Here is a 23,085-nt window from a genome sequence, read left to right on the forward strand (position 1 = left end):
GATTTGAATCTGCATCCCTTCTTCATCATGAAACACTCTTCCTAAGCAATTTATTCCGGATAATATGAAACATTTCCTTGGACTTGGACATTCCTTCCTTTTCTAAATTAAGCCAAAATGAAACACCGGATTCTAAGGCAATGAAAAATAAAAAAATGGCTACAGCCCACCAGATGATGAACATAAAGTCCTCCGCTCCTTCTCTCTTCCTGCCTACCTACTGTATCCTACGGTTCGCCCATCTCTTTCAATGTTTGTATTCCTTTTTCCACAGGTGTTTAAACCTAAAAAAAGCAGGAATGAATGTCATACATCATACTACGATTTCCCTAAAAAAGGTAAATTAATTGGAACTATTTACAACTAGTTCGTTTTTACCATTTTTACCCTTATCTATAAAGAATGGTAAGCCTTTGCTGAGGATACACTAAAAAAGGTGCTTAGTGACAGTACCGCTAACTTCGATGTGGAGGGATTAAACGATGGACATTCGTGAAGGATTAATTCCAACAGCGTTGGGCACAGCCGTGACAGCTGCGGGTTATGCAATGAAGCAGACCCGGGGTTCAAACAAAATGGTAGCTAATACGGTTTTTGGTTTCGGTTTGGCACATGTTGTATTAGGGGTCATTGACCTTGTAGAGCATCGGAGATAGTATTAAAAGGGGGGCCGCCAAGCTCCCCCTTTTTACATGATGAAACAAAAAAGCCGGCTTAAGGGGGATTCCCTTTAAGCCTGGCTTGAACTTTTTATTTTTCCATCCATTCGGTATGGAACGTTCCTTCTTTATCAATGCGTTGGTAAGTATGAGCTCCAAAATAGTCACGCTGAGCTTGAATCAGGTTAGCTGGCAGTGTTTCTGTACGATAGCTGTCGAAATAGGCAAGTGCCGATGACAAGCAAGGAACCGGGATTCCGTTCATTACAGCCGTTGATACTACCTCACGTAAAGCTCCTTGGTAACTTTCGACGATCCCTTGGAAGTAAGGATCTAGAAGAAGATTGTTCAAGTTCGCTTCACGATCGTACGCTTCCTTGATTTTTTGGAGGAATTGTGCACGAATGATACAGCCGCCACGGAAAATCATCGCGATTTCCCCATATTGCAAGTTCCAGCCATTTTCTTCTGATGCTGCTTTCATTTGTGCAAATCCTTGTGCATATGAACAGATTTTGCTCATATAAAGTGCTTTTCGGATACTTTCAATCAAAGCCTTTTTGTCGCCTGTAAATGAATCGGTTTTTGGACCACGAAGGATTTTACTCGCTTCGACACGCTCGTCCTTGATTGCTGAAATAAACCGGGCAAACACGGATTCCGTAATGATTGGAAGCGGAACACCAAGATCAAGCGCACTTTGACTTGTCCATTTACCTGTACCTTTTTGGCCAGCTTTATCTAAAATGACATCGACCATCGGCTTGCCGGTTTCTTCATCATATTTTTTAAAAATATCAGCAGTAATTTCTATTAAATAGCTATCAAGTTCCCCTTCATTCCATTCAGTAAAGACTTCATGGAATTCTTCAGCAGATAGTCCAAGGAGATTTTTCAGAAGGAAATAAGATTCGGAAATCAATTGCATGTCCCCGTATTCAATACCATTATGTACCATTTTAACATAATGACCTGCCCCATCCGGTCCGATATACGTGCAGCAAGCATCACCATCGACCTTAGCTGAAATATCTTTCAAAATCGGTGCAACAAGTTCATATGCTTCTTTTTGACCTCCAGGCATGATGGAAGGACCTGTTAGAGCTCCTTCTTCCCCACCTGACACGCCTGTACCGATGAAATGGATGCCAAGCTTGCTTAACTCCTCATTGCGGCGCTGAGTGTCCTTGAAGAAGGTATTCCCTCCATCAATAACGATATCACCTTTTTCAAGCAACGGTTTTAATTGCTCGATTGTTGCATCCGTTGCCGCTCCGGCTTTAACCATCAATAAAATCTTTCGTGGTGTTTCCAAAGAATTGACGAATTCTTCAAGCGTATAAGCGGCTGTTACGTTTTTGCCTTCCGCTTCCTTCATCATCTCGTCCGTTTTTGATCCTGAGCGATTAAATACGGAAATTGAATATCCCCTGCTTTCAATATTAAATGCAAGGTTCTTGCCCATTACGGCTAGTCCGATAACGCCAATCTGCTGTTTTGTCATGATTCATCTTCCCTTCTCTCTATCTTTACACAGCTTGTACGCTATTCTTTGTCAAAAGAAGGATCATTCCTCCTGGATTGCTCAAAGAAATCTTTGCTGAAGCTAGTGTCTGTTCCTATTGAACGTTTTTTCAAGGGTAATCCCTTTTTAATAATATTTTCTCCGTACTTATTTTGCAAGTGTTCCATCGCATCATACAGAGGTTCTTTTTCTGCATCCTCTTGAAAGGAAAAAATATCCAGTTGCTTGAAGGCCGACTCTTTTTCGATGACATCATAGGCTGTAACACCAAGAAGCCTGATTCCTTCCCCATTCCAATTTTTCATGAAGAGATCGATAGCTTCATCCAAAATATCCTTTTTTTCAAAAACTGGATTAGGAACCATCCTGCTTCTCGTAATTGTCCGGCGGTCTTTGTAACGGATCGTCACACCTATTTTTTGACCAAGGAGGCGTTTATTTCTCAAGCGGACGGCAACTTTCCCGGAAAGCTTTTCCAATACACCGATCAATTCTTTTTGATTGGCGGAGTCATGCGGAAGAGTTGTCGAGTTCCCGATGCTCTTATGCTCAAAAATCGCTTCGGGATCCACTACCCTTGGGTCAATTCCATTAGCCCTATCTTTCAAACGGATGCCATTGATCCCAAGAAGCTGTTTAAGTTGACTATCATTGGCGTGTGCAAGGTCCCTGATCGTCATGATCCCGATAGTTTGAAGCTTTTCCGATGTCTTATCCCCGATGCCATGCATTTCGCCCACTTGTAAAGGCCAGAGCTTTTCCGGAATGTCCCGTTTCCTTAACACGGTGATCCCCATAGGTTTCTTCATATCAGAAGCCGTTTTGGCCAAAAATTTATTAGGGGCAATCCCGATACTGCAAGGGAGATCCATCGTATTAAAAATTCTTTCCTGAATGCTATTGGCTATATCTAAAGGCGAACCCAATTCGGCGCATTCACTGATATCCAGATACCCCTCATCAATCGAAACCGGTTCAACCATCTCTGTATATTGCCTCAAAACATCAAAAATAGCCAGTGATGCCTTTCGATAGCGCTCGAAATTCGGTTTCTGAATGACTAATTGAGGACATAATTTTTTCGCCTGCCAAATCGGCATGGTCGTTTTAACCCCGAACTTCCTCGCCTCATAGCTGCAGGTGACGATTATGCCCCTTCTCTCTTCAACATTGCCTGCAATGGCAAGCGGTTTGCCTTTCAATGAAACATCATATGACATTTCCACTGAAGCATAGAAACTATTCATGTCTACATGGAGAATGACCCTGCCATTTTTGGGATACATGTCCTTCATGTTTGACCGTCACATCCTTGTAAAAATAAAAAACATTTCTATTAAAGTATCCCTTTTTATCTTTGGTAACCACGCTGAAAGATGCTTCCACTCCAAGAAAAACAGCCATCATATCATTGATGACTGTACATATATCCTTCAATACTTTGAACATCTTGACCTATTATGGGTGATTATTCCCCTGAAACTTCTTTGATGATAGTGATGACCATTTCAGCTAGCTTCGTTAATTCCTCAACTGGAATTCTTTCATTCGTAGTATGGATATCTTCATAGCCCACTGCGAGATTGACAGTAGGGATGCCAAAGCCTGCAATGACATTTGCATCGCTTCCACCGCCGCTTTTAACCAGCTCGCATGGACGGCCGATTTTCTCTGCTGCCTTTCTTGCGATTTCGACAACATGGTCACCAGCACCATATTTAAAACCAGGATACATGACGGTAACTTCAACTTCAGCACGTCCGCCCATTTCAATGGCTGCAGTCTCGAAAGCCTCTTTCATTTTCGCTACCTGTATTTCCATTTTTTCAGGGATCAAGGATCTTGCTTCTGCAAGGATTTCAACATGGTCACAAACAATATTGGTTTGCTGTCCCCCCTGGAAACGTCCGATATTGGCTGTCGTTTCTTCGTCGATTCTGCCTAATGGCATTCTAGAGATTGCTTTGGCAGCGATCGTAATGGCCGAAACGCCTTTCTCTGGAGCGACACCAGCGTGAGCAGTCTTGCCTAAAATGGTTGCGGACACTTTCGCCTGAGTAGGTGCAGCAACAACCACATTGCCCACTTTTCCATCACTATCAAGTGCAAAACCGAATTTAGCCGTTACAAGGGAGCGATCCAATGCCTTTGCCCCTACCAAGCCAGATTCTTCACCGACTGTAATGATGAATTCGATGGTACCATGTTCGATATTCTGTTCTTTCAACACTTTAAGCGTTTCTAACATGACCGCTAATCCAGCTTTGTCATCCGCCCCTAAAATGGTCGTTCCGTCTGACACTATGTATCCATCTTTGATGGAAGGCTTGATTCCATTACCCGGTACAACCGTATCCATATGGGAGGTGAAATAAATGGTATCTACGCCTTCTTTCGTTCCTTTTAAAGTACATACTAAATTCCCTGCACCATGACCGGTGACTGCTGTTGTATCATCTTCAAAAACTTCTACACCCAGTGCCCCGAATTTTTCTTTCAGCACTTTGGCGATGGCTGCTTCATTTTTTGTTTCGGAATCGATCTGCACCAATTCCATAAATTCATTAACTAAACGTTCTTCATTAATCATAAAATAAAACCTCCAAAAAAGTTTTCCTCTTCAATTATACTTCTAAAAGCGGCGCCCCGGCAAATAATGTGGCATGCTGGTCCTAAGACCGTTTTAAAAAGTGAATGATGACTTATTTCAAAATGATATCTTCCCCCGTATGGAAAAGAGCCCAAAACAGATCGTTAGGGCTCCTTGCAAAGATTGATCACAACGGGATATTACCGTGTTTTTTCCATGGTCGAGTTTCTTTTTTGTTGCGTAGCATATCAAGAGATTGAATGATCTTAATCCTGGTTTCACGGGGATCGATAACATCATCCACCATCCCAAGACTTGCGGCGACATATGGATTGGCGAACTTCTCACGGTATTCTTCAATTTTAGCTGCTCGTGTCGCTTCCGGATCTTGGCTATTTTGAATTTCACGCGCAAAAATGATATTTGCCGCTCCAGCAGAACCCATTACAGCGATTTCAGCATTCGGCCATGCAAACGTAAGATCCGCACCGATGGATTTACTATTAAGAGCCACATAAGCTCCTCCGTATGCTTTTCGCAGAATGATCGTCAATTTAGGTACTGTTGCTTCCGAATAAGCATATAGCAGCTTTGCACCGTGGCGAATGATTCCGCCATGTTCTTGTTTAACGCCGGGGAAAAACCCTGAAACGTCTTCAAACGTAATAAGCGGAATGTTAAACGAGTCACAAAAACGAATAAAACGGGCAGCTTTATCTGATGAATCTATATCAAGTCCCCCTGCCAATACCTTTGGCTGGTTACAGACAAGCCCCACTGATTTCCCTTTGATCCGCGCCAAGCCGACCACTATGTTTTTCGCAAAGCCCTCTTGCACTTCCATAAAGGAATCCTCATCGACAACCTGCTCCAATACTTTCCGAACATCATATGGCCGGATCCCTTCATAAGGGACTACATCCGTTAAGTCCGGCCGGTAGTCATCTCCCTCATCCGCTTCCAAAACCGGCGGCTTCTCTTCATTATTTTGTGGAAGATAGCTCAAGAGACGTCTAACGTCAGCCAAAACTTGCTCCTCAGATGCTCCTTTGAAATGGGCATTACCGCTTATGGTATTATGTACAGCCGCTCCGCCCAATCCTTCGGATGAAATCTTTTCACCTGTAACCGTTTCAATGACTTTAGGACCTGTTATGAACATTTGGCTCGTTTTTTCAACCATGAAGACAAAGTCGGTAATGGCTGGGGAATATACGGCTCCGCCTGCACAAGGTCCCATAATAACCGAAATCTGTGGAATGACCCCTGAATATATGGAATTCCGGTAAAATATTTGGCCATATCCGTCAAGCGAAACTACGCCTTCTTGAATTCGCGCCCCACCAGAATCGTTTAAACCGATGAAAGGGGCTCCATTTTCCGCTGCCAAATCCATAACATTAGCAATTTTTAGGGCATGCATTTCACCGAGTGCACCGCCAAAAACAGTAAAATCCTGTGAAAACAGATAAATGTCGCGGCCGTTGACCTTTCCATAACCGGTGACAACCCCTTCTCCCGGCCCTTCTTCCTTTTCCATGCCGAAATTGGTATTACGGTGTTTGATAAAAGGATTAAGCTCGATGAAAGTACCTGGATCAACTAGAAGTTCAATTCTTTCCCTTGCCGTAAGTTTGCCCTTTTCATGCTGCTTATCGATTCTTTCTTCACCGCCGCCCATTTCCACTTTTCGGCGTCTGTCATATAGGTCATTGATCGTATCATAAATGTCTGTCATTTCTGCTCCTCCTTTGATAATGCTTGTTCACAAAGCTCATATAATACTCCCGCGGTAGACTTTGGATGAACGAAAGCAACATCCGCATTGTGCGCTCCCTTTCTTGATGAATCATCAATCATGCGCAATCCAGCTTCTTTGATTTCTTTTATTCTATCTTCGATGTTATCGACGCCCAGTGCCACATGATGAATCCCTTCACCGCGTTTTTCGATGAATTTGGCGATTGGGCTTGCAGGTGACAACGCTTCCAACAGTTCCAAACGGGTATTGCCTGCCAGGATGAAGGCCACTTTCACTCCTTGGCTCTCCACTGTCTCGATTCCTTCAAGTTTCAACTTCAACGTTTCCGTGTAAAGCGGCAAGGCTTCATCTAGTGACTTGACGGCAATACCGATATGATCGATATTTTTAATCATCATAAAAACCCCCATGCTATGTATTATTGGATGACTCCATTAAAATACTACTAATCTTGCATTAAAGCCTTTTAAGATTCGGAATAATATGAACATTATACTTTTACTTGTTTCTACTAAATGTTCAAGTTAAAATAAAATCAATCAAACTGTATAAAGGGAGAGAGCATATGGGAAACAGGAAAATCAGAAAAATCGTCGTGTATTTAATGCTTATCTCAATGTTATTAACGAGCTTATTATCAGGTATCGCATTTCTTTTGTAATAGACACCGGGGAGGGGAGCAAAAAGCTTCCCTCTCTTTATTTTATCGCTCCGTTTTTCTTAGCCAGCGTTTTGAAATCCTCGTTCGATAGGGTGATCAACGCCTTAGTGCCGATGGGGACTTTTTCGTACAAACGCTCCACATCGGATTTATGCATCCGTACACAGCCATTTGAAATATATTCACCAATCGATGATGGCTGATTCGTACCATGTATGCCGTATATCCTCCCATCGGTATTTCGGGCATCGAATCCAATCCACCGCGACCCCAAAGGGTTCCTGGGATCACCGCCAGGAATATTCTTTTTCCGGTAATATGGATTGACCGCTTTTACTTTGACCGTGAAGATCCCTTCAGGTGTCAGTTCCTGACTCTTTCCCGTACCGACCGGCAGAATCTCCTTGACCTCGTTATCATCAATGAACGCCAATTTATTGTTGGCTTTATTGATGATGATAAACGGATCGCCAGGCTTAACCGATTGAGGCTGGGCCTGTACCTGTAACGGCCACAAAGATAGCATAAGCAACAAAGAAAGGATCCATTTCATTTGTATCATTCCTTTACTTTTTAGCTTAGTTTAAGCCAAGTGCCTCTTTTTCATTCGGTTGCCGGTCAGCTTGGGTAATCCCTTGAAGGAATGCTTCAACAATAAATAGCGCTCCATTTCCTTCATGAGCTGCAGTAATGCAGCCCTGGATTCGAACTCTTCACGTGTATGCGGCAGTGCCATTCCCCTAAAATGGATCTCCATTTCTTCAAGCTTCTTCAGATAAAGGATGGCCGTATTTTGTGGGTGGACGTTTTCTGCCAAATCTTCTATAAAATCAGCCACAATCCCGCTTTGCTTGACGACCAACGGAATATTCGTGACCAGGGGAAGAATTCGTTCAATTATTTCAAATTGCTTTTCACGCATTTTGAAATAATGGTAATACAGGTCTTCTTCCCTTAAGAAATGATTTTCCACGTCCCTGAAGGCAAGGCTCTTGGCTTGATTAAGAAGGTTGGCTGTTTCGGTGATTTCCTTACCATCCCATGTGTGATCATTATCCCTCAAATAGCGGACAATTCCCATCAAGATCGCACTGAAGTTCGTTTCGATACTTTCCTGATAGGCCAGCAGTTTGTCATCGACACTGGGCATGTACAGATTCATGACAAGTGCCACTCCAACTCCAACTGCAATTAATATCGTTTCATTGATCAGCAGGGAAAAAGTGATGTTACCGGACCCATATAGGTGCATGATGATGACGCTGCTCGTCACGATCCCCTCATTAATCTTCAAGGCAACTGCCGTTGGAATGAAAATCAAGAGAATCAAACCTATTATCAGCGGATGGAATGCGATGAACTGAAATAATAGGGATGCATAGGCCATTGCGATCAAACAAGCTAAAAACCGGTGCCAGGAGGCATACACCGACTTTTTTTTTGTAACTTGGATGCATAAGATCGTAATGATTCCCGCGGCAGAGAAATATTCGAGACTAAGCATTTGTGCAATAATAATTGCCAGGGTGGCCCCCAAAGCAGTTTTAATCGTCCTGTATCCGATTTTAAACATTGTTATGTATCACCTGGCTCTTTCTCCATCTATTATAATACTATCAGGAAATCAGAAATTTTTACAGTCCTTTGCGAGTTAAATTTCCAATTTTTCTAAATACATGCACGCAAAAATACATTATAGGAAAAAAATAAAAAAGGTAACTAAACGTTACCTTTTTTCACAATTATATACTATTTGCTTTAGCTTATAAAACTTTTTCCAAGAAGTCTTTTGCACGCTGGCTTTTCGGATTGGAAAAGAAATCTTCCGGAGCACTTTCCTCAACGAGCAGACCCCCGTCCAGGAATAGTACTCGATCGGCCACTTCTTTGGCGAAGCCCATTTCATGCGTTACAATCAGCATGGTCATCCCCGTATGTGCCAGTGACTTCATAACCTCGAGCACTTCTTTTACCATCTCGGGGTCAAGCGCTGAAGTCGGCTCATCGAAAAGCATTACTTCCGGGTTCATTGCCAATGCCCGTGCAATCGCGACCCTTTGTTTTTGTCCGCCTGACAGACGATTCGGATAAGTCGATTCTTTATCGGCCAAACCGACTTTAGTCAAGAGCTCACGAGCTTGTTTTACAGCCTCGGCCTTTGATAATTTTTTCACCTTCATAGGTGCATATATCAGATTCTCCAGTACGGTTTTATGTGGAAATAAATGAAAATGCTGAAATACCATTCCGACATTTTCACGCACTTTCATGATATTGGTCTTTTTATCAGTGATGATTTGATCTTTAAACATGATTTGACCATCAGTTGGAGTTTCAAGCATATTGATGCAGCGCAAGAAAGTTGATTTTCCCGAACCGGATGGACCGATGATCGCTACCACTTCACCCTGTCCTATCTCGGTGCTGATTCCCTTTAAAACCTCGAGCTTACCATAATTTTTTTTGAGTCCATCAATTTTAATCACTGCGTCTCATTCTCCTTTCAATCACTTTGCCTAAGATGGTGAGAATCATGACCATCACATAATAAATGAGACCGGCAAATAAAATCGGCTCGAAGAATTTATATGTCTCACCGCCGACAATATAAGCACGGCGCATGATATCCCCTAATCCAATAATTGTGACAACGGCTGATTCCTTCGTTAAGGAAATCAATTCGTTAACAAGGGATGGCAGGATGTTCTTGATGGCCTGCGGAAGGATAATATTAAGCATCATCCCTGAATAGGGAACCCCAAGTGCAAGTGCAGCCTCTCGTTGGCCTTTATCGACCGCTAAAATGCCTCCCCTGATAATTTCAGAGATATATGCAGCTGAATTTAGCCCGAATGCTAAAAATGCTGCTTGGAACGCTTCGATTTGAATCCCTAATATTTGTGGTGAACCAAAATAAATCAGCATTAATTGCAGCACCAAAGGGGTACCGCGAAAAATGGATGTATAAAAGTCAGCAATCCAATTCAATGGCTTGATTCTGCTGATTTTAAGTATAGATAATAATATTCCCAAAACAAATCCGATTACTGCCGCTACCGCTACAACCTTTAATGTAGTCGGTATTCCCTCCAGGATATATGGAAGGGAAGGCATAATCCTTTCAAATTCCAGATTCACTCCATTCATCCTCTCTTATGAAGGCCGTTATCTTGGGCCTTCCTCCTGCTTCATTTTATTAACAATAAAGCGCGGAAAAACGTTCAGAAGGCATTCTGAACGCTTTTCATCTCTCTGTTTTATTCAGTTTCACTGCCACCGAACCATTTTAATATTAATTTTTCCATTTCACCATTTTCCATCATTTTTTTCAACTCGGCATTGAATTCTTCAGTTAACTTGCTTCCTTTTTGGAAAGCGATTGCCGAACCGGCATCTTGATCACCAGACTTGATCAAATGGCCAACCAATTCTTTATTATCTTTCAAGTAGCCTTTTGCAACAGTATCTTCCATGATCACGGCGTCAAAACGTCCTGTTGACATTTCTTGAACAACCTCAGGAATACGATTCCGTTTTTCAACTTTCATCCCGATATCTTGGGATTTATTCAAGTCATTTGCCAATGTCTCCTGAATGGATGCAAGCTGTACGCCTACCGTTTTCCCTTTTAAATCTTCAACAGTTTTGATTTTACTGTCCTTTGTCGTGATGATCATGTTTTTAGCTGTATAGTAAATATCACTGAAATCGACTGATTGCTCACGTTTTTCTGTTGGAGTCATTCCGGAGATAACGAAATCGACAGATTTATTTTCCAGGGCAGGCACAAGACTATTAAAGTCAATGTCCTTCACTTCGACCTCATAACCTAATTTTTTTCCGATTGCTTTAGCGATATCAATGTCAAATCCTTGGATTTCATCACTTTTAGATGTTTCAACAAATTCAAATGGCGGATAATCCGCAGATGTTCCCATTACCAGGACCTTCTTGTCTTCATTGTCAGCTGTGTTCTTATCTTCTTTCTCTGATGTTCCGCATGCCGCTAAAATACCTACTAATAAAATAGAAGTAAGCAACAATGCTAACTGCTTTTTCAACTTCATTATTATTCCTCCAAAATTATATTTTCAATTCTCTTGTTATTAAATTAGGTTAGTTAAATTTCGAATAACTAATATTCATACACTAATGTGTATTTTAACACACTCTAATAATTATTCAATAACGTAAATAATAGATTCATTTTTCAGAATATTACCACAATTCATCATCTGGGCTTCGTGCTTTCTCATCAAAGGTAATATATCCGCCTCCATATCTATCTTCTTTCCCAAAAGTTCCTGACTTATGCAATTTCATGAATAAAAAAACCCACCGATTGGGCGGGTTCAGACTGTAGACAAAATTCGAACAAAAGCCAGTTTTCATATAGTTTTTTTCTTAAAAAAGTATTTCTATTGATTCCAGAAATCCGCTCCCTTTCCGCCGACTGTCTGCCAAGCCTCCTCAGCGCAAGCGCCTGTGGGGTCTCGGCTAGCCAGTTACTCGGCAGGAGTGTCGCTCATTTCTTCCATCCAGTTAGGATTACTATAAAAAAACATGAAGGATCACATGTTCTTTAATTTGGTTCGGGATGTCCAGCCTCAGTTTTTTTCTTAAAATTACATTCCAGTTGATTCCAGAAATCCGCTCCCTTTCCGCCGACTGTCTGCCAATGCCTCATTAAAGCAAGCACCTAAAGGAGCATAAAAGCCAATTATCCGGGAGGGCTGTCGTAATCGCTGCAATCCAATTATGATTTAAAGTAATAACCACCTAAGATGATCTAGCCTTGTTTGAAGATCCTGTTCAGGATGAGACCATTCCGAATCTCTTTTTGTCGACAAACTAAAACCCGCCGATTTGGGCGGGTTTTTAGTTTATCGATATGGATTAAACTTCTTCGCAATATTGATCGAAGTAGTCTTGTAATTTTTCTACTACAGACATCGGGTGGTGCCCTTCAATTTCATGGCGTTCTATCATGGTGATGATTTTTCCATCCTTCAGCAATGCAAATGATGGGGATGACGGCGGATATCCTTCGAAATAATCACGGGCTTTTTCCGTCGCCTCTTTATCTTGCCCAGCAAAAACGGTTACAAGCTGATCTGGGCGTTTATCATTATGGATTGCATGAGCAGCTGCAGGTCTAGCTATTCCCCCAGCGCAGCCACAAACGGAGTTTACCATAACAAGTGTCGTTCCTTTTTGTGCAAATACTTCCTCTACCTCCTCGGGAGTGGTCAGTTCTGTATATCCAGCAGTCTTAATCTCATCGCGAGCCTGTTTGACTACGTCGTTCATTAAAAAATTAAAATCCATATTCATGGCATTTGCTCCTTCCAAGTTTTCTCTTCAATCCTATCATAACAATTGCCTCTTCGTGATTCAATAAATTTACTTGTTAAAACCGCATAATCCGTTCCGAACATGTTTAAAACGAAAGGGGAGCGGGAATCATGTGTGTAACAACAAGACTTACAAAAGGATGGGGCAGGCGTGGGAGATGATCCATGCCTGCCCCATCCCATTTATTTTTCATTAGACTTAAATGTTTCTGCAAAAGATTGAAAGGCCTGCTTAACAGCAGCAGTGACCGTTTTATTCCCTGACATTACTTGATTCTCGAGCATAGGGAGAAGACTCTTGACGGTTTCATTTTTATAAAACATCGTTTTAAGCTGGTGATCGATCAATGAATAAAGCCATTCCCTAGATTGCATTCTTCTCCGTTCTTGAAAAACACCCGATTCCTTGGTCATTTGGGAAAATTCATTCAATACATCCCAAAGTTCAGGAATTCCTTTACCGGTTATGGCGGAACAAGTATATGCCTTTCCTGCCCAACCCTTTGTGGCTGGCTGAAGGAAGTGCAAGATTCTGCTATATTCGGATTTCGTCCTAATCGCCAGGGGGAGGTTCTCGCCGTCGGCCTTATTGACAACAATTCCGTCCACAAGTTCCAGAATCCCTTTTTTCATCCCTTGCAATTCATCTCCGGCACCCGTTAGGACAAGGAGCATGAAGAAGTCGACCATACTTCGAACTATAGCTTCACTCTGACCGACCCCGACAGTTTCTATCAGTATCACATCAAAACCTGCCGCTTCACAAAGCAACATCGTTTCCCTCGTTTTGCGGTGAACCCCGCCCAGAGTTCCTTCGGATGGTGAGGGTCTTATGAAGGCATGGGGGTTTCTAGCCAGTTCCTCCATCCTTGTCTTATCGCCCAGTATACTTCCGCCATTGACCGAAGAGCTTGGGTCGACGGCTAGAACGGCAACCTTATGGCCCCTGTCACATAAGTAGGTTCCGAACGTCTCGATGAAGGTACTTTTCCCGGCACCGGGCACTCCGGAAATCCCGATGCGCATTGAGTTCCCTGTATGAGGAAGGATGCTATGCAATAATTCCTGTGCATGATCCAAATGGTGGGATGCATTGCTTTCAACCAATGTAATCCCTTTGGCTAGCTTGGCCCTGTCCCCTTTTATGATTCCCTCTTTAAGTTCATGGACCGGTATGTTTACATTATGTTTTTTGACGAATTTGCTTTTTGAAGGTTTGTTTTGGCTGGCTGCTAATTCCACACCTGGCTTTAGTGAAGAAGCAAAACCTTCCTGATTGTTAAGATCGACCCATTCCGGCTTCTTGTCTTCACTCATTATTGGGCCACTTCCTCATATCCGAGGCGATTGTATATTTCCTGAAGCACTTTCTTTGCTGCCTGCGGAATGACCGTCCCAGGTCCAAAAATGGCTGTAGCGCCATTTTCCATAAGATAATCATAATCCTGTGCAGGGATGACGCCGCCTACGATCACTATGATGTCCTCTCGTCCCAAGTTCTTCAGTTCCGTCATAAGCTGCGGCAACAATGTTTTATGGCCGGCAGCTAGGGAACTCATTCCGACTACATGCACATCATTTTCCACGGCCTGGATGGCGGTTTCTTTCGGTGTTTGGAATAATGGACCGATATCGACATCATAGCCTAAATCCGCAAACCCCGTTCCGACTACTTTAGCTCCGCGATCATGACCGTCCTGGCCCATTTTAGCCATTAACAAACGCGGTCTTCTTCCTTCATTTTCAAGGAATTCTTCCGTCATGCGGACGACTTCCTCAATTTCCGCTTCTTTTGAGTATGCCGAGCTGTATACACCGCTGATAGAACGGATCGTTGCTTTGTGACGTCCAGCCACCTCTTCGATCGCATCGGAGATTTCACCTAATGAAGCCCGTACTCTTGCTGCTTGCACAGCCAGTTCAAGAAGGTTACCCTCTCCAGTTCTGGCCGCCATTGAAAGCGCTTTAAGAGCTTCATCCACCTTTGCCTGATCACGTTTCGCTTTCAATTCGCTCAATCGCTTAAGCTGACTTTCGCGAACTGCTGTATTGTCAATCTCCAGTATTTCAATCGGATCTTCTTTTTTCAACCGATACTTATTGACGCCTACGATCGTTTCATCTTGAGAATCGATTTTAGCCTGTCGCTTTGCAGCGGCTTCCTCGATCCTCATTTTTGGAAGGCCGGTTTCAATTGCCTTCGCCATTCCTCCCAGACCTTCGATTTCCTCTATGTGAGCCCAAGCCCGTTCGATCAATTCATTAGTGAGCGATTCCACATAGTAAGAACCTGCCCATGGATCGATTACTTTTGTGATTCCGGTTTCCTCCTGCAGATAGAGCTGTGTATTACGTGCAATACGTGCCGAGAAATCCGTTGGCAGGGCAATGGCCTCATCCAATGCGTTCGTATGGAGCGACTGTGTATGTCCAAGTGCAGCCGCATGCGCTTCAATAAGGGTCCTTGCGACATTGTTAAACGGATCCTGCTCGGAAAGGCTCCAGCCGGAGGTTTGGGAATGAGTCCTCAATGCCATCGCTTTATTATTTTTCGGTTCGAATTGTTTCATCAGTTTTGACCAAATGAAACGAGCCGCCCGCATTTTCGCTACTTCCATGAAATAGTTCATTCCTACAGCCCAGAAGAATGACAGGCGTGGTGCAAATTTATCGATATCAATGCCTGCTTTCATTCCGGTACGTGCATACTCAAGCCCATCCGCCAACGTATAGGCAAGTTCGATATCAGCCGGCGCCCCCGCTTCTTGCAGATGATAACCGGAGATGGAAATGGAATTGAACTTGGGCATATATTTGGAAGTATACTCAAAGATATCAGCTATGATTTTCATGGACATTTCAGGCGGGTAGATATACGTATTCCTAACCATGTATTCCTTTAAGATGTCATTTTGAATCGTGCCTGAAAGCTTTTCCTGTGTTACGCCTTGTTCTTCAGCTGTCACGATATAAAACGCAAGGATCGGTAATACTGCACCGTTCATTGTCATTGACACGGACATCTGATCAAGCGGAATGCCGTCGAACAGGATCTTCATGTCAAGAATGGAATCAATGGCAACTCCCGCCTTCCCCACATCACCGACAACGCGCGGATGATCGGAGTCATAACCGCGGTGTGTAGCTAAATCAAAAGCAACTGAGAGCCCTTTTTGCCCCATCGCCAGATTACGTCTGTAAAACGCATTGGATTCCTCAGCAGTCGAAAAACCTGCATACTGCCGTACCGTCCAAGGACGATTGACATACATCGAAGGATAGGGACCCCTTGTAAAAGGAGCGATGCCTGGCACACTTTCCATATGCTCCAGGCCGCGAATATCTTCCTCAACATAAAGCGGTTTGATTTTTATTTGTTCATTGGTTTCAAACAGAAGATCCTCAATGTTTTTCCCAACGGCCTTTTCGACTTCCTTTTTCCATGCTTCCACTGTACCTTTCATCTCGGACTTAGCAGGATTTATAGCAGAAAAATTCGGTTTTTTCATTTCAGTTCACCCCTAGCTTCTGCAATAATTCAAGTAAAATGGATATTGCATTCATTTTAACATGGATAAAATCTTTGACCCCGGCTTCTCTTAGTGTAATCTCCAATTCTTCTTGCTGCTTGCCGGCACTATAAATAGTGATTTCAGGGAATTGCTTTTTAATTTCTTTAATGATGACTGGCGCTAATTCCGAATAGTCACCATCACTGCCGCAAAGACAATAGATTGGGAGCTTAGTCGCAGCTACATAATCGATTGCTTCCTCAACGGTTTGACATCCCTTACTGCCGATTGTTTCAATACCACCTGCTGCCGCAAGACTTTGAACGAAATCTGCACGAGGTTTATAGGATTTGAGATTTATCAAATTAATTAAACCGATAGTTGGAGCCGTTCCGCTTATTCCTTTAAACTTTTCACTGCGTAGTCTTATCTGTTCGAACTGACTGGATACCCGTTCCAATTCAAGTGGGGTAATGCCAACCGGCTTCGCAACTTTCATATATGACACATGTTTATCCTTTGTGGTGGTTTTAATCTTATCAGCGGGATTCGGATATACATTCGTTCCGATGATACTTTCTTTTCTGAAAGCCGCATTTTGAACTCTTCCTTGGTAAACTTCAGCTATTTCTTTCTGAAGGGTACCTTGTTTAATTAGCTCCAGAATCCCTCCAGCTGCATCGATTTCAAGGAATTTTGCCCAAGCCTTTTCAGCCAATTCATCCGTTAGTTGCTCAACATACCATGAACCGCCAGCAGGATCGACAACTGTTGTAATATTTGTTTCTTCTTTTAAAATCAAGTGAGTATTACGGGCAATTCTTTCTGAAAACTCATCGGTTTCACCGGTTGCGTGTGTAAATGGATGGATTTGAAGATATTGAATGCCTCCAATAGCTGCTGCAAAAGCTTGGTTCGTGGTCCGAAGAATATTGACGTGCTGATCATATAGCGTTTCCGTCAACACGGAAGTTACGGCATGTATCGTCATTTTAAAATGGTCCGATGCTGTATCGAAAGCTTCTGCAAGACCTGCCCAAAGCCTTCTGGCAGCCCTCAGTTTAGCGATGGACATGAAGTAATTTGAATCCACTGCAAACGAGAATACTATTTTTTCGGAAACCGCAGCAATAGAAAGCCCTTGCTTTTGCCCTTCCAATAGATATTGGACGGCTGCCGATAATCCGTAAGCTATTTCTTGTACGGCATTGGCTCCTCCATTATGGTAGACTGCCGTATTAATCAAAACTGTTTTTAAATCACTGCCTACCTTCTGATAATTCTGGATCGTCTTCAGCCATTCTGCAAAATAGTTATCCGTATCTTCTGGCAGCTGACCGCAAATGAGCCATTCTGCAATTGGATCTTCAGCAATGACGCCTGTCAATTGGGTATTTTGTGCTTCGGCAACAGCTTTGAATTGAGGGAATAATTCTTTTTGTTTCCCCTTAAGGTCAATGAAAACCGGCATTTCTTTTAATGGGATTTCCTTAAACAATGTTTCAGCCCTTGCTCCCCCGGAAAGCAATCGTGCAGGGTATGCCACGACATTTTGACCGCGTTTGAATGCAGCCCTCATCTTTTCATTTGCTTCTTCAGCCGTGATACCGCTTACAGGTTGAACGGCAAGCCAAGGTTTGTCATGATATCCCGTTGGAGACGTTCCTCGGGTGAAAGGGAAAAATCCTGGCAATTCAGCTACTTTTTCCGTTGATTCCGCCTTTTCTGTATAGAGTGGATATAAAGCGATGCCCTCATATGTATTCGTTTTAAGCTTTTCTACACTTTTCCCTTTTAAACTTGCTTCCGCAGCTTCTTTCCACTCTTCAAAAGAAGGCTTAGGAAAGGTTATGTTTTTTACATCTTTCAGTTCCATCTGTAATCGCTTTCTTATCCTCATACGCCCTTTTCCTTCATTGGGAGAACGAACGCTCAGTCAGTTTTGGATAAGAAAACCACCCTCCCGTCAATTTGATCTGGATTATACTAACATTCTACCATAATTTTCTTGAAATTTAAGACAATAGAAATTAGCAAACCTGTTATTAGGGAAACCACTAGCCTATCTTGCCTCTTTAAATCAAGTACAGCCCCTGACCTGTATTAGAACAGCCCTTAATAAAATAATAGCAAAAATAAAATTTTTGTCGATGTTTTTCTACGGAAAAGCGAAGTGCAAAAAAAAGGAAGGACCTTCCGGCCTTCCTTTTCTTCATTTTAGTATATGGGAGTGTTGTCTTTGGAAATCTTTTCGATGATTTCTTTAACCCTCGCGAGGAATCGTCCGCATACCAGTCCGTCCAAAACACGATGATCAAGTGATAAACAGAGATTCACCATATCTCGTACTGCAATCATGTCATTAATGACCACTGGACGTTTTACAATCGTTTCAACCTGTAAAATGGCTGCCTGTGGATAATTGATGATTCCCATGGACTGGACAGAACCGAATGAGCCAGTGTTATTAACAGTGAACGTACCACCTTGCATATCCTCTGCTTTTAACTTACCTGACTTCACTTTGGATGCAAGTTCCTGTATTTCCCTTGCTATACCTTTGATTGATTTTTCATCTGCATTTTTAATGACCGGAACAAATAGGGCATCTTCAGTTGCAACGGCTATCGATATATTGATTTCTTTCTTTTGTATGATTTTTTCGCCGGCCCACATCGAATTCAGTTCTGGAAATTCCGTAAGGGCTTGAGCAACCGCTTTTACGAAAAAGGCAAAGTACGTTAAATTATAGCCTTCTTTTTGTTTAAAATCGGATTTTAGATTATCACGCAACTTCACCATATTGCTGGCGTCAACTTCCACCATCGTCCAAGCATGCGGAATTTCGTGCTTACTTTTCAACATATTGGACGCAATTGCCTTACGGATGCCGGTTACCGGTATTTCCTTGTCACCAGCCGCAGTCGGCACGTTTGTTACTGGAATTGTTTGACGATTGACTTGAGGGGCGATCACATCAGGAGCCGCATCGGAAATTGCTGAAGGCTCATCCGCATTAGGAAGATTCCCTGATTCAACAAGTTTCAGTAAATCTTTACGGGTGATCCGTCCCTCATTCCCCGTTCCTTTAACTTTTGATAGATCGATTCCATGCTCCTGGGAAAGTTTTAACACAGCTGGTGAATAGCGAGCTTTCCTTGATGGTTCTGCCGCTTGCTGCACATCTCTTATAACAGGTGCATCAACTTTTTCCACATTATGAGAAGCTTGCCCGGCATTTTCATTATCCGTCTTTCCCGTTTCAACTTCAATCGAGCAAATGACTTCTCCGACTGCCAATGTTTGATTCTCATCCGCTTTCAATTCCTTGATGATGCCGGTGAAGGAAGAAGGAACCTCAGCATTTACTTTATCCGTCATCACTTCAGCTAGCGGGTCGTATTTCGTGACATGATCTCCAGGCTTCACAAGCCATTTACTGATGGTTCCCTCTGTGACACTTTCGCCTAGTTGGGGCATCTTCATTAATTCCATAGCCATAATTCATTCCTCCTTCTTAACAGTCATTAATACTCGGCCAATTCCCTCATTGCTTTTTCCACTTTATCGGGATTCACCATGAAATGTTTTTCCATCGTTGGTGCATAAGGCATGGCAGGTACATCCGGGCCGGCCAATCGTTTTACAGGGGCATCCAAATCAAAAAGGCAATGCTCGGCAATTATGGCTGCGACCTCACTCATGATGCTTCCTTCTTTATTATCTTCCGTAACCAGTAATACTTTCCCCGTTTTAGACGCTGCTTCTATGATGGCATCCTTATCCAAAGGGTACACGGTACGCAAGTCAAGAACATGTGCAGAAATTCCATCTGCAGCTAATTTTTCTGCTGCCTGAAGGGCAAAATGCACACAAAGGCCATAGGAGATGACTGTAATGTCTTCCCCTTCCCTTTTCACATCCGCCTTACCGATTGGAAGTACATAATCTTCAGTAGGCACCTCACCCTTGATCAAGCGGTATGCACGTTTATGTTCAAAGAAAAGCACTGGGTCTTCATCGCGAATGGCAGCTTTAAGCAAACCCTTTACATCATACGGAGTGGAAGGCATCACAATTTTCAAGCCCGGCTGATTGGCAAAGATCGCTTCAACCGATTGCGAATGATAAAGAGCTCCATGAATTCCCCCTCCATATGGGGCACGGATTACCATAGGACAGCTCCAGTCATTATTGGAACGGTATCTGATTTTGGCTGCCTCTGAAACGATTTGGTTAATGGCTGGCATGATGAAATCAGCGAATTGCATCTCGGCTATCGGCCGAAGCCCATACATGGCGGCTCCAATTCCAACTCCTGCGATTGCAGATTCTGCGAGCGGGGTATCGATGACCCTGTCTTCACCGAATTGGTCGTATAAACCATTAGTGGCTTTAAAGACCCCACCTTTTTTTCCTACATCCTCTCCCAATACGAATACACGGGAATCTCGTTCCATCTCTTCCCTCATTGCCATTGTCACGGCATCTATATAAGAAATCACTGGCATTCTATTCCCCCCTTACTTTTGTGCATACACATGATACATAGCACTTTCAGCCTTTGGATATGGAGCATTTTCAGCATAATCGGTTGCTTCGTTGACTATCTTCATTACTTCATCATTCATTTGTTTCTCAAGGTCATCATCCATAATTCCCACTTCTTTTAAATAGGCTCCAAATGTCATAATGGAATCCTTAGTTTTGGCTTCGGCCACTTCGTCCGCCGTCCGGTAGCTTCGGTCATCATCATCACTTGAATGTGGTGTGAGCCTGTATGAGACGGTTTCCACTAGTGTTGGGCCTTCTCCCCTTCGTGCACGGTCAGCCGCTTCTTTCACCGCAGCATACACGGCCAATGGGTCATTGCCATCCACCGTTATTCCAGGCATCCCATAGCCAATCGCCCTGTCGGAAACATTTTCACACGATAGCTGTTTCTCTATAGGAACGGAAATCGCATATTTATTATTTTCACACATGAAAATGACCGGTAGCTTATGCACACCTGCAAAGTTGGCCCCTTCATGAAAATCGCCCTGATTGGATGAACCTTCTCCAAACGTTACGAAAGTCACCAAATCCTTACCTTCCATCTTCCCTGCAAGGGCAATTCCGACTGCATGCGGGACCTGTGTCGTTACAGGCGATGAACCAGTGACGATCCTATTTTTCTTTTGACCAAAATGACCTGGCATTTGGCGCCCGCCGGAATTGGGATCTTCCTCTTTCGCGAAACCTGAAAGCATCAAATCTTTTGCGGTCATTCCGAAGGTAAGCACCACACCTACATCCCGGTAATAAGGCAGTACATAATCCTTTTGCCGATCAAGCGCAAACGCTGCCCCAACCTGTGCAGCTTCTTGCCCCTGGCAGGAAATCACGAAGGGAATTTTCCCGGATCGGTTTAGAAGCCACATGCGCTCATCAATTCTGCGGGACAAAAGCATTGTCCGGTACATATCTAAAACCGTTTCCTCATTTAAGCCTAATTGTTCATGACGTTTTTCTACCATCATAAAACCTCCTGACCTTATTCTTTAAGAATGTATGGCACGTCCATCGACAGCAAGGGCCGCCTCCCCGATTGCTTCGGAAAGACTTGGGTGCGGATGAATTGTCTTGCCTACCTCCCAAGGTGTCGCATCAAGCACTTTCGCAAGTCCAGCTTCAGAAATCATATCCGTAACATGTGGCCCGATCATATGAACGCCCAGTATATCATCCGTTTTCTTATCGGCGATGATTTTGACAAAACCATCCGCTTCCCCAAAAACAAGGGCCTTACCAACTGCACGGAATGGAAATTTCCCTATTTTAAGGTCATAACCTTCCTTATTTGCCTGATCCTCCGTCAAACCGACACTTGCAGCCTCAGGGCTTGAATATACACATTTAGAAATGAGCGAATAATCCAGCGGTTCCGGTTTTTTGCCTGCAATATGTTCAACGGCCGTAATACCTTCATGGGAGGCAACGTGTGCCAATTGCAGACCGCCGATACAGTCACCGATCGCATAGATATGTGATTCCTTCGTTTGGAAGAAGTCATTGGTTTCAATAAAACCTTTTTCTTTCATAATCTCCGTATTTTCAAGGCCGATCCCTTCAACATTTGCTGACCTTCCTACGGAAACCAGCATTTTTTCAGCTGTGAATTCCTCTACCGAACCTTTGACTTCAGCAGAAATGGATACTGACTCACCCGTTTTCAGGGTTTCAGGCAATACCTTGGCACCTGTAACGAATTTGACGCCTTTTTTCGTTAGGAGACGAAGCATTTCACTGGAAATATCATGGTCTTCTGTCGGGATGATTCTATCTGCATATTCCAGTACTGTCACTTCCACACCAAAATCATTGAGCATCGAAGCCCATTCAATGCCGATAACTCCACCGCCTACAATAATCATCGATTTTGGCAGGCTCTCAAGCTTTAGAGCTTCATCCGATGTAAGCACCAATTCCCCATCAACCGCTAAACCGGGCAGTGTCTTCGGACGCGAACCGGTTGCAATGATGACATTCTGGGGAATGAGCATTTCATTTTCACTGCCATCATTCATTTCCACGGAAATTGTCCCAGGCATCGGTGAAAATATAGAAGGACCAAGTATACGCCCTAACCCTTCATAAACCGTTATCTTTCCTTGTTTCATCAAGTGCTGAACTCCTTTATAGAGTTGATCGACCACTTTAGTCTTTCTTTCCTGCACTTTAAGGAAATCTACCTTTACATCCCCGGTAACAATACCGAATTCCTCACTTTTCACTGCAGTCTGATAAACTTCCGCACTCCGTAAAAGTGCTTTTGAAGGGATACAGCCTTTATGTAGACACGTTCCGCCGAGCTTGCCTTTCTCCACGACAGCCGTTTTCAATCCTAATTGAGCAGCCCTTATTGCCGCCACATACCCGCCTGTTCCTCCTCCGAGGATAACGAGGTCAAATTCTTCAGCCAAAACCACTCCTCCTCACAAATACATACAATTTGTCACCATTTTTACTTGCCCTATGTT

The 23,085-nt window shown here is 43.2% G+C and carries 20 protein-coding genes; 2 read left to right on the forward strand and 18 right to left on the reverse strand.

Annotated elements, in window-relative coordinates:
* Positions 1-482: 482 nt before the first annotated feature.
* A complete protein-coding gene (locus tag NYE65_RS02940; RefSeq protein ID WP_034308217.1) occupies positions 483-656 on the forward strand; it encodes a hypothetical protein in 174 nt (57 codons plus the stop codon).
* 94 nt (positions 657-750) lie between these two features.
* On the opposite strand, the gene gndA is transcribed toward NYE65_RS02940, so the two are convergent.
* The 5 genes from gndA to mce all read right to left on the reverse strand — a co-directional run bounded on the left by gndA (position 751) and on the right by mce (position 6,934).
* Positions 751-2,163 carry an NADP-dependent phosphogluconate dehydrogenase gene (gene gndA, locus NYE65_RS02945; RefSeq protein ID WP_034308220.1) on the reverse strand — a complete coding sequence of 471 codons (1,413 nt, stop codon included), beginning with the start codon at positions 2,161-2,163 and terminating at the stop codon, positions 751-753.
* A 41-nt stretch (positions 2,164-2,204) separates the two neighbouring features.
* Positions 2,205-3,479 carry a DNA polymerase IV gene (locus tag NYE65_RS02950; protein ID WP_328176837.1) on the reverse strand — a complete coding sequence of 425 codons (1,275 nt, stop codon included), beginning with the start codon at positions 3,477-3,479 and terminating at the stop codon, positions 2,205-2,207.
* A gap of 173 nt (positions 3,480-3,652) precedes the next feature.
* Positions 3,653-4,774: a tripeptidase T gene (locus NYE65_RS02955; RefSeq protein ID WP_048678525.1), complete on the reverse strand. Its 1,122-nt coding sequence runs from the start codon at positions 4,772-4,774 to the stop codon at positions 3,653-3,655.
* Positions 4,775-4,961: 187 nt separating this feature from the next.
* Positions 4,962-6,512 (reverse strand): acyl-CoA carboxylase subunit beta, encoded by a 1,551-nt coding sequence (locus NYE65_RS02960; protein ID WP_063590658.1) that lies wholly within the window; start codon positions 6,510-6,512, stop codon positions 4,962-4,964.
* A complete protein-coding gene (gene mce, locus NYE65_RS02965) occupies positions 6,509-6,934 on the reverse strand; it encodes a methylmalonyl-CoA epimerase (protein WP_340859827.1) in 426 nt (141 codons plus the stop codon). Before mce ends, NYE65_RS02960 begins: the two co-directional genes overlap by 4 nt.
* 167 nt (positions 6,935-7,101) lie before the next feature.
* Here mce and prli42 point away from each other — a divergent pair, with 167 nt between their 5' ends.
* Positions 7,102-7,197, forward strand: a complete 96-nt coding sequence (gene prli42, locus NYE65_RS02970) for a stressosome-associated protein Prli42 (RefSeq protein WP_149917150.1) — start codon at positions 7,102-7,104, stop codon at positions 7,195-7,197.
* 37 nt (positions 7,198-7,234) lie between these two features.
* Here the strand turns inward: prli42 and NYE65_RS02975 are convergent, their stop codons facing one another.
* From NYE65_RS02975 to lpdA, 13 genes are all read right to left on the reverse strand, one after another.
* Positions 7,235-7,750: a L,D-transpeptidase gene (locus NYE65_RS02975; RefSeq protein WP_340859828.1), complete on the reverse strand. Its 516-nt coding sequence runs from the start codon at positions 7,748-7,750 to the stop codon at positions 7,235-7,237.
* A 30-nt stretch (positions 7,751-7,780) separates the two neighbouring features.
* The gene (locus NYE65_RS02980; protein WP_328176839.1) at positions 7,781-8,770 is read right to left on the reverse strand and encodes an aromatic acid exporter family protein; all 990 of its coding nucleotides are present in this window, start codon (positions 8,768-8,770) and stop codon (positions 7,781-7,783) included.
* A gap of 190 nt (positions 8,771-8,960) precedes the next feature.
* Positions 8,961-9,683 carry an amino acid ABC transporter ATP-binding protein gene (locus NYE65_RS02985; RefSeq protein ID WP_253513869.1) on the reverse strand — a complete coding sequence of 241 codons (723 nt, stop codon included), beginning with the start codon at positions 9,681-9,683 and terminating at the stop codon, positions 8,961-8,963.
* On the reverse strand, positions 9,676-10,335 hold the full coding sequence (locus NYE65_RS02990) for an amino acid ABC transporter permease (RefSeq protein WP_034311315.1): 660 nt from the start codon (positions 10,333-10,335) through the stop codon (positions 9,676-9,678). Before NYE65_RS02990 ends, NYE65_RS02985 begins: the two co-directional genes overlap by 8 nt.
* 119 nt (positions 10,336-10,454) lie before the next feature.
* A complete protein-coding gene (locus NYE65_RS02995; protein ID WP_170946886.1) occupies positions 10,455-11,258 on the reverse strand; it encodes a transporter substrate-binding domain-containing protein in 804 nt (267 codons plus the stop codon).
* A gap of 835 nt (positions 11,259-12,093) precedes the next feature.
* A complete protein-coding gene (locus NYE65_RS03000) occupies positions 12,094-12,531 on the reverse strand; it encodes a BrxA/BrxB family bacilliredoxin (RefSeq protein ID WP_034308239.1) in 438 nt (145 codons plus the stop codon).
* 203 nt (positions 12,532-12,734) lie between these two features.
* Positions 12,735-13,868 carry a methylmalonyl Co-A mutase-associated GTPase MeaB gene (gene meaB, locus NYE65_RS03005; RefSeq protein WP_241634522.1) on the reverse strand — a complete coding sequence of 378 codons (1,134 nt, stop codon included), beginning with the start codon at positions 13,866-13,868 and terminating at the stop codon, positions 12,735-12,737.
* Complete coding sequence (gene scpA / locus NYE65_RS03010; protein ID WP_328176842.1) at positions 13,868-16,060, reverse strand: methylmalonyl-CoA mutase; 2,193 nt, start codon at positions 16,058-16,060, stop codon at positions 13,868-13,870. The genes meaB and scpA overlap by 1 nt, the downstream gene beginning before the upstream one ends.
* A 1-nt stretch (position 16,061) precedes the next feature.
* Entirely contained in the window at positions 16,062-17,963 is a 1,902-nt protein-coding gene (locus NYE65_RS03015) for a methylmalonyl-CoA mutase family protein (RefSeq protein WP_340859832.1), read from the reverse strand.
* 317 nt (positions 17,964-18,280) lie between these two features.
* A complete protein-coding gene (locus tag NYE65_RS03020; RefSeq protein WP_340859833.1) occupies positions 18,281-19,564 on the reverse strand; it encodes a dihydrolipoamide acetyltransferase family protein in 1,284 nt (427 codons plus the stop codon).
* A 26-nt stretch (positions 19,565-19,590) separates the two neighbouring features.
* Positions 19,591-20,574, reverse strand: a complete 984-nt coding sequence (locus NYE65_RS03025; protein ID WP_053535667.1) for an alpha-ketoacid dehydrogenase subunit beta — start codon at positions 20,572-20,574, stop codon at positions 19,591-19,593.
* Positions 20,575-20,586: 12 nt separating this feature from the next.
* Positions 20,587-21,582, reverse strand: a complete 996-nt coding sequence (locus tag NYE65_RS03030; RefSeq protein WP_328176845.1) for a thiamine pyrophosphate-dependent dehydrogenase E1 component subunit alpha — start codon at positions 21,580-21,582, stop codon at positions 20,587-20,589.
* Positions 21,583-21,606: 24 nt separating this feature from the next.
* Entirely contained in the window at positions 21,607-23,028 is a 1,422-nt protein-coding gene (gene lpdA, locus NYE65_RS03035) for a dihydrolipoyl dehydrogenase (RefSeq protein ID WP_328176846.1), read from the reverse strand.
* Positions 23,029-23,085 lie beyond the last annotated feature (57 nt).

It is taken from the genome of Peribacillus sp. FSL R5-0717, assembly GCF_038002945.1.
In the GTDB taxonomy this organism is placed as follows: domain Bacteria; phylum Bacillota; class Bacilli; order Bacillales; family DSM-1321; genus Peribacillus; species Peribacillus frigoritolerans.